11 protein-coding genes are annotated in these 12,837 nt (G+C 38.5%); all 11 read left to right on the forward strand.

Annotated elements, in window-relative coordinates:
• The first annotated feature begins 63 nt into the window (after positions 1-63).
• The 11 genes from rpoN (at position 64) to rnr (ending at position 12,835) form a co-directional block, all read left to right on the forward strand.
• The gene (rpoN, locus tag HU235_RS02845; RefSeq protein WP_174879280.1) at positions 64-1,329 is read left to right on the forward strand and encodes an RNA polymerase factor sigma-54; all 1,266 of its coding nucleotides are present in this window, start codon (positions 64-66) and stop codon (positions 1,327-1,329) included.
• Positions 1,330-1,358: 29 nt separating this feature from the next.
• The gene (locus tag HU235_RS02850; protein WP_095297281.1) at positions 1,359-1,595 is read left to right on the forward strand and encodes a glutaredoxin family protein; all 237 of its coding nucleotides are present in this window, start codon (positions 1,359-1,361) and stop codon (positions 1,593-1,595) included.
• A 145-nt stretch (positions 1,596-1,740) separates the two neighbouring features.
• Positions 1,741-2,760: a sugar-binding transcriptional regulator gene (locus HU235_RS02855; protein WP_095297177.1), complete on the forward strand. Its 1,020-nt coding sequence runs from the start codon at positions 1,741-1,743 to the stop codon at positions 2,758-2,760.
• Positions 2,761-2,880: 120 nt separating this feature from the next.
• Positions 2,881-3,888: a type I glyceraldehyde-3-phosphate dehydrogenase gene (gap, locus tag HU235_RS02860; RefSeq protein ID WP_095297180.1), complete on the forward strand. Its 1,008-nt coding sequence runs from the start codon at positions 2,881-2,883 to the stop codon at positions 3,886-3,888.
• Between the two features lie 160 nt (positions 3,889-4,048).
• A complete protein-coding gene (locus HU235_RS02865) occupies positions 4,049-5,233 on the forward strand; it encodes a phosphoglycerate kinase (protein ID WP_174879281.1) in 1,185 nt (394 codons plus the stop codon).
• Between the two features lie 100 nt (positions 5,234-5,333).
• Complete coding sequence (tpiA, locus tag HU235_RS02870) at positions 5,334-6,095, forward strand: triose-phosphate isomerase (protein WP_095297184.1); 762 nt, start codon at positions 5,334-5,336, stop codon at positions 6,093-6,095.
• Complete coding sequence (gpmI, locus tag HU235_RS02875; RefSeq protein ID WP_145582091.1) at positions 6,088-7,623, forward strand: 2,3-bisphosphoglycerate-independent phosphoglycerate mutase; 1,536 nt, start codon at positions 6,088-6,090, stop codon at positions 7,621-7,623. The genes tpiA and gpmI overlap by 8 nt, the downstream gene beginning before the upstream one ends.
• A gap of 75 nt (positions 7,624-7,698) precedes the next feature.
• The gene (eno, locus tag HU235_RS02880) at positions 7,699-8,991 is read left to right on the forward strand and encodes a phosphopyruvate hydratase (RefSeq protein WP_095297188.1); all 1,293 of its coding nucleotides are present in this window, start codon (positions 7,699-7,701) and stop codon (positions 8,989-8,991) included.
• Between the two features lie 250 nt (positions 8,992-9,241).
• Entirely contained in the window at positions 9,242-9,475 is a 234-nt protein-coding gene (secG, locus tag HU235_RS02885) for a preprotein translocase subunit SecG (RefSeq protein ID WP_095297191.1), read from the forward strand.
• 267 nt (positions 9,476-9,742) lie between these two features.
• Entirely contained in the window at positions 9,743-10,483 is a 741-nt protein-coding gene (locus HU235_RS02890; RefSeq protein WP_174879282.1) for an alpha/beta hydrolase, read from the forward strand.
• A gap of 12 nt (positions 10,484-10,495) precedes the next feature.
• Positions 10,496-12,835, forward strand: a complete 2,340-nt coding sequence (rnr, locus tag HU235_RS02895; protein ID WP_095297195.1) for a ribonuclease R — start codon at positions 10,496-10,498, stop codon at positions 12,833-12,835.
• Positions 12,836-12,837 lie beyond the last annotated feature (2 nt).

Below are 12,837 nucleotides of genomic sequence, written 5' to 3' on the forward strand. Positions count from 1 at the left end.
TTCAATAAGCAGGTGGAACCTTTTGAGAAATCGTTGATAAACTGAAAAAAAGGAGGGGCTAAAATGATGAAAATGGAAAATAAGCAAGTGCCGATCTTGTCAGTGAAAATGACAAAGGAACTGCAGCAGGCAATTACGTTATTACAATATTCAACCGTCGAGCTTTATGAATATGTACAAGAGCTTTCGTTAGAAAACCCAGTCCTTGAACTATTAGATGTGCCGATTAGAACGATTGAAAGGTTACCGAAAAATATGCAAACGTTTGAAAATACGATAGTGGAAAGAAACAGCTTAAAAGACTATTTACGTGAGCAATTAATCGATTATCCATTATCTAAAAGAGCAGATGTCGAATATCTTATTGAAAATCTTGATCAAAATGGCTATCTAGTTGTTGATATAGAATTACTTGCCGAAGAAAATAAAATAGAACAAGCTGCTCTTGAAAAAAGTCTCGAATTGCTGCAATCGTTAGATCCTCCTGGAGTTGGGGCACGTACTTTACAAGAGTGTATTCTACTTCAGCTTAAGAGGTTATCACCACGTAACGAATTAGCTGAAACCGTCATTTTCCATCATTTTCATTGCTTTGCCGAAAAATCATGGAGAAGCTTATCAGCAAAATTAAACGAGCCGATTCATATAATTCAAGAAATCTCCCTACTTATTCAAACGCTAAACCCAAGACCAGGGGCTTCCTTCGAATCCAATCTATCCTCTTATATAACACCTGATTTTACAGTTAATAAACATCATGGCCATTTACAGCTTATTTTTCATGATGAACTGCTTCCACAACTAACGCTTAATCCGTTCTTAAATAAATGTAAAGATAAAGATATAGAAGACTATATTAAAGAAAAACGTATAGAAGCAAGGTGGCTGCTAAACGCATTACAGCACAGAAAAGAGACAATGATGAATGTAATGGAGGTCATCCTTGATAAACAAGCAGATTATTTTCTGAATGGAAAATTATTCTTAAAGCCGTTAAAATTAAAGGAAGTAGCGGAAATCCTCAACATTCATGAGTCAACCGTTAGCCGAGCTGTTAAAGATAAATATATTCGAACACCATACGGATTGGTGCCAATGAAATCCTTTTTTTCTGGGAAGCTTGTAAATAGTGAAATCTCGACAGCTTCTGTTAAAGAAAGGCTAAAGGAGCTCATTGATGAGGAGGATAAGCGACGACCATACTCAGATCAAAGCATCGCTAATGAGCTAAAAGACAGGTATGGGATTGTGATTTCAAGAAGAACTGTTACAAAATATCGTGAACTATTGCGAATTCCTTCAGCAGCAATCCGAAGACAATTTAGTTGAAGACAAGAAAGGGATGTGGAAAAGAACCTATGAAAAAAGTGATCTTCTATTCGAAAGAAAACTGTTCTTTATGTGAGAAGGGACTTGCTTTAGTAAAGGAGCTTCAAAAGGAAATTCCTTTTGACTATGAAGTTGTCGATATTTATAAAGATGATGAGCTTTTAGAGCTTTATCAAATTATGATTCCTGTCGTAAAAATCGACAATGAAATCGCATCATATGGGATTTTAGAAAAAGATTTAATAAGAAAGCGTTTACTTTCATAAACTCGTCAAACATTCCTTGAATATGCATTTTTACCCTGTTAAAATAAAGATGTAGCAGGGGAGATTTTTTTTTGAGCAGGCGGGACATAATAAGTCATAGCGGGACCAATTAAGTCCATGTCGACTCAGAAAGGGATAGCAAATAATGATATCATTAATAGAAGTACAAAAAAAATTATTGCCTGATCTTTTGGAGGTTATGCAAAAACGCTATCAAATTTTACAATACATTCGATTGATGCAGCCGATTGGACGCAGAAGTCTCTCTACAAGTCTCGGTTTAAGCGAACGAATTCTTAGAAATGAAGTTCAATTTTTGAAGGATCAAAAATTAATTGATATTCAAGTCTCTGGGATGAGCTTAACAAAGGACGGGAAATCACTATTAAAGTCTCTCGAGGAAATGATGAAGGATGTTTTAGGTTTAACGGTTCTTGAATCAACACTTAAAGAAAAGTTTAAGCTAGAAAAGGTCATTGTTGTTTCTGGAGATAGTGATCATTCTCCATGGGTCAAAAAGGATATGGGAAGAGCGTGTGTTTCATGCATTAAAAAGCGATTAAGCAGTGATAATATTATCGCTGTTACTGGAGGCACAACCCTTGCTGCAGTAGCCGAAATGATGACTCCAGATAGTAAAAATCGTGAAATTCTCTTTGTTCCGGCGCGTGGTGGATTAGGTGAGACAGTGGAAAATCAAGCAAACACAATCTGTGCTAAGATGGCCGAGCGTGCTAGCGGGAATTATAGGCTCCTGCATGTACCTGATCAGCTTAGTATGGAAGCTTATCAATCAATTATTGAGGAGCCCTCAATTAAAGAGCTTTTAACGATGATGAAATCCTCAAGTATGGTTATTCATGGAATAGGAGACGCTAAAACAATGGCGGAACGTCGCAGAACTCCTGAGAAGGATTTTCGTAAAATTGAAGCGGGCAATGCAGTTGCTGAAGCATTTGGCTATTACTTTGACCAAGAGGGAAAAATCGTACATAAAGTTCAAACAGTAGGGATCCAGCTAGACGACATTGAAGAGATGCCAAATGTTATTGCAGTAGCAGGAGGAGCTTCAAAGGCAAAAGCAATTAAAGCCTATATGAAACAAGCATTAGCATCTGTCCTTATTACAGATGAAGGTGCAGCAAACGCGTTAATAAGGGATTAATCATCCCTAATTATAAACGTTCATTTCTTATGTAATTTTTCCAGAAAAATGAACACACTAAGTAATAAAGCGTTCAAATGTAAATATATGTTTGAACAAATTTAAAGGAGGAAATTAAACATGGCAGTAAAAGTTGGTATTAATGGTTTTGGTCGTATTGGTCGTAATGTATTCCGTGCAGCTTTAAAAAATCCTAACGTTGAGGTTGTTGCAGTTAACGACTTAACAGATGCTAACATGTTAGCTCATCTTTTAAAATATGATTCTGTACACGGAAAATTAGATGCAGAGGTTTCTGTTGACGGAAACAACCTAGTTGTTGACGGAAAAACAATCACAGTTTCTGCTGAGCGTGACCCAGCGAAATTATCATGGGGTGCACAAGGCGTTGAAATCGTTGTTGAATCTACTGGATTCTTCACAAAACGTGCTGACGCTGCAAAACACTTAGAAGCAGGCGCTAAAAAAGTTATCATCTCTGCACCAGCAAGTGACGAAGATATCACAATCGTTATGGGTGTTAACGAAGATAAATACGATGCAGCTAGCCACGATGTAATTTCTAATGCATCTTGTACTACTAACTGCTTAGCTCCATTTGCTAAAGTATTAAACGATAAATTCGGTATCAACCGTGGTATGATGACTACTATTCACTCATACACAAATGACCAACAAATCTTAGATTTACCACATAAAGACTACCGTCGTGCTCGTGCAGCAGCTGAAAACATGATTCCAACTTCAACTGGTGCTGCTAAAGCGGTATCTCTAGTATTACCTGAATTAAAAGGTAAATTAAATGGTGGAGCAGTTCGTGTTCCAACTCCAAACGTTTCTTTAGTTGACTTAGTTGCTGAGTTAGACAAAGAAGTAACTGTTGAAGAAGTAAACGCAGCTCTTAAAGAAGCAGCAGAAGGCGATTTACAAGGAGTTCTTGGTTACAGCGAAGAGCCACTAGTATCTGGTGACTACAACGGTAACACAAACTCTTCTACAATCGATGCTTTATCAACAATGGTTATGGAAGGTAAAATGGTTAAAGTTATCTCTTGGTACGATAACGAAACTGGTTACTCTAACCGTGTAGTTGACTTAGCTGCTTACATCGCTTCAAAAGGACTTTAATTCTTATAAATAAGTAAGAAAATGGGGAAAGGGGACCATCCCCTTTCCTTGTTTTGTTTCGAACTAAAGGAAAAAAGAACATGTGAAGGTGTCTAGCTGCTTAGGCAAGTCTACGAAGAAAAAGGCGCTTTTAGAGCATTGATAAAATGGAGGGCTTTTCATGAATAAAAAATCAGTGAAAGACATTGATGTAAAAGGAAAAGTCGTCTTTTGTCGCGTTGATTTTAACGTACCGATGAAGGATGGACAAGTGACAGATGATACACGTATTCGTGCAGCTTTACCAACAATTGAGTACCTTACAGAGCAAGGTGCAAAGGTTGTTTTAGCTAGCCATTTAGGACGTCCGAAAGGTGAAGTTGTTGAAGAATTGCGCTTAAATGCAGTTGCTGAAAAACTACAAGCTCTTTCAGGTAAAAACGTTGTGAAAACAGATGAAGCATATGGCGACACTGTTAAGGCTGAGATTGCTAAGCTTGAAGAGGGTGGCATTCTTCTATTAGAAAACGTTCGTTTCTATCCAGGTGAAGAAAAGAACGATCCTGAGCTTGCAAAAGCATTTGCTGATTTAGCTGATATTTATGTAAATGATGCATTTGGTGCTGCACACCGTGCACATGCTTCAACTGAAGGAATTGCAAAGCATATTCCAGCTGTTGCAGGCTTCTTAATGGAAAAAGAGCTTGAAGTATTAGGAAAGGCTCTTTCAAATCCAGAACGTCCATTCACTGCAATTATCGGTGGAGCGAAAGTAAAAGACAAAATCGGTGTTATCCAAAACCTTCTTGATAAAGTTGATAACTTAATCATTGGTGGTGGACTAGCATATACGTTCATCAAATCTCTTGGACATGATGTTGGTAAATCACTTCTTGAAGAAGATAAAATTGATTTAGCTAAATCATTCCTTGAACAAGCGAAGGAAAAAGGCGTTAATTTCTATATGCCAGTTGATGTTGTTGTTGCGGATGATTTCTCAAACGATGCAAACATCAAAGTTGTTCCAGTAGATAGCATTCCAAATGATTGGGAAGGTCTTGATGCAGGTCCAAAAACTCGCGAAATTTACGCAGATGTTATTAAAAAATCAAAATTAGTTATTTGGAACGGACCAATGGGTGTATTTGAACTTGATGCATTTGCAAATGGTACAAAAGCTGTTGCAGAAGCGCTTGCTGAGGCAGAAGGTACATACTCTGTCATTGGAGGAGGAGATTCAGCTGCTGCTGTAGAAAAATTTGGTTTAGCAGATAAGATGAGCCATATTTCTACTGGTGGTGGAGCTTCTCTTGAGTTCATGGAAGGAAAAGAGCTTCCAGGTGTCGTTGCATTAAACGATAAATAAGATAATTATGTTATGATGAAATTGCAGGAAAGGAAAAGTAAGATTAGTCGCGACATCTTATTCTCATTCTGCAATTTCATATGAAAAGGAAGGTGTAAACATGAGAAAACCAATTATTGCTGGTAACTGGAAAATGAACAAAGTTGCTTCTGAAGCGAAAAGCTTTGTTGAAGAAGTAAAAGGTCTAGTACCAAACGCAGATCATGTTGACTCTGTTGTATGTGCGCCTGCACTATTTTTAGAAAGCCTTGTACAACAAGTGAAAGGCAGTGACCTAAAAATCGGTGCACAAAACATGCATTTCGAGGAAAGTGGTGCATTTACTGGAGAAATCAGTCCAGTAGCATTAAAGGATTTAGATGTTAGCTATGTTATTTTAGGACACTCTGAGCGTCGCGAAATGTTTGCTGAAACAGATGAAACTGTAAACAAAAAGACATTAGCTGCATTTAAACACGGATTAACTCCAATTGTTTGCTGTGGTGAAACGCTTGAAGAGCGCGAAGCAGGTAAAACAAATGAGCTAGTTGGTGACCAAGTGAAAAAAGCACTTCAAGGGTTATCTGATGACCAAGTGAAGCAAACTGTTATCGCTTATGAACCAATTTGGGCAATTGGAACTGGAAAATCTTCATCAGCTGAAGATGCGAATGAAGTTTGTGCACACATCCGTAAAGTTGTTGCTGAACAATTTTCAAGTGATGTTGCTGAGGCTGTTCGTATTCAATACGGTGGAAGTGTAAAACCTGAAAACATCAAAGAATATATGGCACAATCTGATATCGATGGTGCATTAGTTGGTGGCGCAAGCTTAGAAGCACAATCCTTCCTTCAGCTTTTGGAGGCTAGTAACAATGAGTAAATCACCTGTAGCATTAATTATCCTTGATGGATTTGCTTGTCGTGACGAAGTGAAAGGTAACGCTGTTGCACAAGCGAAAAAACCTAACTTTGACCGTTATTGGAATCAATATCCACATGCACAATTAACAGCATCTGGTGAAGCGGTAGGACTTCCAGAAGGTCAAATGGGGAACTCAGAAGTAGGTCATTTAAATATTGGAGCAGGACGCGTTGTCTATCAAAGCTTAACTCGTGTAAACGTGGCAATCCGTGAAGGTGAATTCGAAAAGAATGAAACGTTCACAGCTGCTATTAACCATGTGAAGCAAAATGGGACAAACCTTCATATTTTTGGCTTACTATCAGATGGTGGAGTACATAGTCATATTCATCATTTATATGCCCTTCTTCGCCTTGCTGCAAAAGAGGGTGTAGAAAATGTCTATATCCATGGCTTCCTTGATGGCCGTGATGTAGGTCCAAAAACTGCGAAAATTTATTTGAATGAGCTTCAAGAAAAAATCAAAGAATATGGTGTCGGTGAAATTGCGACATTATCAGGCCGTTATTACTCTATGGACCGTGATAAGCGCTGGGATCGTGTAGAAAAGTCATACCGTGCAATGGTATACGGTGAAGGTCCTTCATACAAAACAGCACTGGAATGTGTGGAAGACTCTTATAACAACGGTATCTACGATGAATTCGTTCTTCCTTCTGTTATTACAAAAGAAGACGGATCACCAGTTGCTACAATCAGTGATAACGATGCGGTTATTTTCTATAATTTCCGTCCTGATAGAGCAATTCAAATTTCAAACACGTTTACAAATGAAGATTTCCGTTCATTTGACCGTGGTGAAAAACATCCAAAACATTTGCATTTCGTTTGTCTTACACATTTTAGTGAAACAGTAAACGGATATGTTGCGTTTAAGCCAACAAACTTAGATAATACAATTGGTGAGGTATTATCACAAAATAACTTAACTCAACTTCGTATTGCGGAAACGGAAAAGTATCCTCACGTTACATTCTTCATGAGTGGTGGACGTGAAGAAAAATTCCCTGGTGAAGAGCGAATCCTTATCGATTCACCAAAGGTTGCAACTTATGACTTGAAGCCTGAAATGAGCGCTTATGAAGTAACGGACGCGTTACTTGAAGCAATTGCTTCAGACAAGTTTGATGCAATCCTTCTAAACTTTGCTAATCCAGATATGGTTGGACACTCGGGAATGCTCGAGCCAACGATTAAAGCAATCGAAACAGTTGATGAATGCCTTGGAAAGGTTGTAGATGCGATACTTGCGAAAGGCGGTAAAGCCATTATTACAGCTGACCATGGTAACTCTGATGAAGTTGTCACATTAGAAGGTGAGCCAATGACAGCTCATACAACAAACCCTGTTCCTGTCATCGTAACAGAAGAGGGCGTTACCCTTCGTGACGGCGGAATTTTAGGAGATTTAGCACCAACAATGCTAGATTTACTAAATGTTGAAAAACCAGTTGAAATGACTGGAACATCACTTATTAAAAAGTAATTGAAACAAAGCAAACGGTCGGCCGCCGAATGCAGAAAAAACAAAAATTTATAATAAAAAAGGAGATTAAACAATATGCCATACATTGTAGACGTATATGCTCGTGAAGTATTAGACTCTCGCGGTAACCCAACAGTTGAAGTTGAAGTACACACTGAATCAGGCGCATTTGGTCGCGCATTAGTACCATCTGGTGCATCAACTGGTGAATATGAAGCAGTTGAGCTTCGTGACGGTGACAAAAGCCGTTATTTAGGAAAAGGTGTTTTAACTGCTGTTAAAAACGTTAACGAATTAATCGCTCCAGAATTAATCGGTTTCGAAGTAACAGAACAAAACGCAATTGACCAAGCTTTAATCGAGCTTGACGGTACAGAAAACAAAGGAAAATTAGGTGCAAACGCAATTCTTGGTGTTTCAATCGCATGTGCTCGTGCAGCTGCAGATTACCTACAAGTTCCTTTATATCAATACCTTGGTGGATTCAACTCAAAAACTCTACCAGTTCCAATGATGAACATCGTAAACGGTGGAGAGCATGCGGATAACAACGTTGATATCCAAGAATTCATGATCATGCCTGTTGGTGCTGAAAACTTCCGTGAAGCACTACGTATGGGAGCAGAAATTTTCCATACTTTAAAATCAGTTCTTAAAGAAAAAGGTCTTAACACTGCTGTAGGTGATGAAGGTGGTTTCGCTCCTAACCTAGGATCAAACGAAGAAGCTTTCCAAACAATCATCGAAGCAATCGAAAAAGCTGGTTACAAGCCAGGCGAACAAGTTATGCTTGCAATGGATGCTGCATCTTCTGAGTTCTATAACAAAGAAGACGGTAAATACCATCTTTCAGGTGAAGGTGTTGTTAAAACATCTGCTGAAATGGTTGACTGGTATGAAGAAATGGCGAACAAATACCCAATCATCTCTATCGAAGACGGTTTAGATGAAAACGACTGGGAAGGTCATAAATTATTAACTGAACGTATTGGTGGAAAGGTTCAACTTGTTGGTGACGACTTATTCGTTACAAACACTAAGAAACTTTCTGAAGGTATCGAAAAAGGAATTGGTAATTCAATCCTAATCAAAGTGAACCAAATCGGTACACTTACTGAAACTTTCGATGCAATCGAAATGGCAAAACGCGCTGGCTACACAGCAGTTATCTCTCACCGCTCTGGTGAAACTGAAGACAGCACAATCGCTGACATCGCTGTAGCAACAAACGCTGGTCAAATCAAAACTGGTGCTCCATCACGTACAGACCGTGTTGCAAAATACAACCAACTTCTTCGCATCGAAGATCAATTGGCTGATTCTGCAAAATATGATGGCATCAAAACTTTCTATAACTTAAAAAAATAAGTTGAGATATGAAAAACGGAACTGCTTAAAGTAGTTCCGTTTTTTTATGCGTAAATAAGAGCTCTTAACAGTTAGGATATAAATTGATAGTTCAAATCAATGGATCCATTAAAAATGCGCAAAAATTAATTTTACTCTCTTTGAAGTTCATGCGAATTCGCATTAGGAAAATAAACTTCTATTGTGAAGCTCTTCCATTTATGATACATTTAAACTATCTACTTGTGCGTATATCAGGAGGTGTCTTTTCATGCATACAGCATTAATTATCCTACTTGTTTTAGTCTCAATTGCACTCATTACCGTTGTTTTATTACAATCAGGTAAAAGCGCTGGGTTATCAGGTGCCATCTCAGGTGGTGCAGAACAGCTTTTTGGAAAACAAAAGGCTCGTGGTCTTGATTTGATTTTACACCGTATTACGATTGTTTTAGCTGTGCTATTTTTTGTATTAACAATACTAGTAGCATATATCGTTGGATAATGGTCGAACAAAGGGTCTGAAGTATCAGACTCTTTTTTTAATAGCTAAGAAGCAGGGAATGTGTTTTGCTCCGATTGTCATATGCTGCTTAAAGCGTTGAAGAATTCTCATTAAGCTAAGAAGGGAGCTTCATGCATCTTTCAAGCATTAATTTGGTACAACCGGAAAACATTTGCTTAAATAATAAGAGGATACATAATACGAAATCGACTATTCCAAGCATGTAAAGGATAAACTAAATGAAATTAGTAAAAGGAGTTACAGGTGATGAAAAGAGTTTTACCAAAACCATTTACATTTGAAGGCGGAGAAAAGGCAATATTATTATTACACGGCTTTACAGGAAATACAGCAGACGTTCGGATGCTTGCACGCTTCTTAAATGAACGTGGCTATACTTGTCATGCCCCACAATATAAAGGACATGGTGTTCCACCTGAGGAGCTAGTTCATACAGGTCCGGAAGTTTGGTGGCAGGATGTGATGGAAGGCTATGAGCATTTAAAAAATCTAGGGTTTGAACAAATTGCAGTGTGTGGCTTATCATTAGGCGGTGTGTTTTCGCTAAAATTAGGCTACACTGTACCTGTAAAGGCGGTTATTCCAATGTGTGCACCGATGTACATCAAAAGTGAAGAAGTGATGTACCAAGGTGTCCTTGATTATGCGAGAAATTATAAGAAGTTTGAAGGGAAATCACCTGAAGTAATCGAGGAAGAAATGAAGGAATTTGCAAAAACTCCGATGAATACATTAAAAGCTTTACAGGAGCTTATTGCAGATGTTCGGAAAAATGTTGATATGATTTATGCACCGACATTTGTAGCGCAAGCACGACATGACCACATGATTAATACAGATAGTGCAAATATTATTTATAATGAAGTCGAAACAATCCAAAAGGAACTAAAGTGGTATGAGGAATCAGGCCATGTTATTACATTAGATAAGGAACGTGACTTGTTACACGAGGATGTGTATCAATTTTTAGAAAAACTTAACTGGTAAAGGAGGATTTTAATGGAGTCGGAAATTAAAGTACATATAGATAAGCTTCTTGCATTCATGAAGGAAGAAGCGTATAAACCGTTAACTGTTCAGGAGCTTGAAGAAGCCTTCGGAATAGAAGATTCGGCGGAATTTAAAGATTTTGTCAAAGCGTTAGTTGCGATGGAAGACCAAGGGCTTGTTGTAAGAACAAGAAGCAATCGTTACGGCTTACCGGAGAAAATGAACTTATTAAAAGGAAAGCTGATAGGTCATGCGAAGGGCTTTGCGTTTTTAGATCCGGAGGATCCGAGTCTTGATGATGTATTTATACCACCAACTGAGCTGAAAACAGCGATGCATGGAGATACCGTTCTTGTTAGAGTAAGTGCGGAAACGTCAGGCTCAAGACAGGAAGGAACCGTCATCCGGATTATCGAACGTGGTGTGAAGGAAGTCGTTGGGACATATACAGAAAGTAAAAACTTCGGATTTGTCATTCCAGATGATAAAAAGATCATCAATGATATCTTCATCCCGAAAAATGCAGCAAATGGTGCGATTGAAGGGCATAAAGTTGTTGTGAAACTAACGACATATCCAGAAGGACGTATGAGTGCTGAAGGAGAAGTTATTCAAATTTTAGGTCATAAAAATGATCCAGGTGTTGATATCTTATCGGTAATTCATAAGCATGGCCTACCTGGACTTTTTCCTGAAGAAGCGCTACAGCAGGCAAATGATGTACCTGATACAATTCATGAGGATGATTTAAAGGGACGTCGAGATTTGCGAAATGAAGTCATTGTAACGATCGATGGCGCTGATGCAAAGGATTTAGATGATGCTGTAACCGTACAAAAACTAGAAAATGGCCACTATAAGCTAGGAGTTCACATTGCTGATGTTAGTCACTATGTGACAGAAAACTCACCAATTGACAGGGAAGCATTAGAGCGTGGGACAAGTGTCTATCTTGTAGACCGTGTTATTCCAATGATTCCACATCGCCTTTCTAATGGCATTTGTTCATTAAATCCTAAGGTCGATCGTTTAACATTATCATGTGAAATGGAAATTGATGAAACTGGGACTGTCGTAAAGCATGATATTTTCCAAAGTGTCATAAAAACGACAGAAAGAATGACCTATTCAGATGTGAGAAAAATCCTAGAAGATCGTGATGAAGAGGTTATGAAAAAGTATGAAGCGCTTGTCCCAATGTTTGAGCAAATGGGAGAGCTTGCGCAAATTCTTCGCACAAAACGGATGAATCGTGGAGCGATTGACTTTGATTTTAAAGAAGCAAAGGTATTAGTTGATAAGGAAGGAAATCCTTATGATGTTGTCATTCGCGAACGTTCAGTTGCTGAGCGTCTTATTGAAGAATTTATGCTTCTTGCAAATGAAACTGTTGCCGAGCATTTCCATTGGATGAATGTTCCATTTATTTATCGTATCCATGAGGATCCGAATATGGAAAAGCTACAACGATTCCTTGAGTTTATTACGAATTTTGGCTATACAGTCAAAGGAACGGCAAATGACATTCATCCACGTGCCCTCCAAAATATTTTAGAGGAAGTACAAGGGACACCAGAGGAAACGGTAATTTCAACGGTGATGCTTCGTTCAATGAAGCAAGCTAAATATGACCCAGCAAGTCTTGGTCACTTCGGATTATCAACTGAATTTTACACGCATTTTACATCACCAATTCGCCGTTATCCAGACTTAATCGTTCATCGTTTAATTCGAACTTATTTAATTGAAGGAAAGGTTGATGAGGAAACTCGTTCAAAATGGGCAGAAAGTCTTCCGAATATTGCTGAGCATGCTTCCAATATGGAACGAAGAGCGGTTGAAGCAGAGCGTGAGACAGATGAGCTGAAAAAGGCTGAATTCATGCTTGATAAAATTGGTGAGGAATATGATGGAATGATCAGTTCAGTGACAAACTTCGGAATGTTTGTTGAGCTGCCTAATACAATCGAGGGACTAGTCCACGTTAGCTATATGACAGACGATTATTATCGCTATGATGAAAAGCATTACGCGATGATTGGTGAACGCACAGGTAATGTCTACAGAATTGGCGATGAAATTACAGTCCGCGTTGTGAATGTCAACAAGGATGAACGTTCGATTGATTTTGAAATAGTTGGCATGAAGGGTACGAGAAGACGACCTGAGAAGGAAATAAAAAAGGTGATTATCGCAGGCAAGGGTGGACGTAACGGAAGCCAAAGCAAAAGCCGTGGCGGTGGCAAGACCTCTGAGAATGAGGAATGGTCAACACGGCCACCTCGGAAAAAGAAGAAAAAGCATTTTGAAAACGCACCAAAAGCGAAGCGGAAAAAGAAGAAGCGTTAGTT

Source organism: Metabacillus niabensis, assembly GCF_902829255.1.
Lineage (GTDB): Bacteria > Bacillota > Bacilli > Bacillales > Bacillaceae > Metabacillus > Metabacillus niabensis.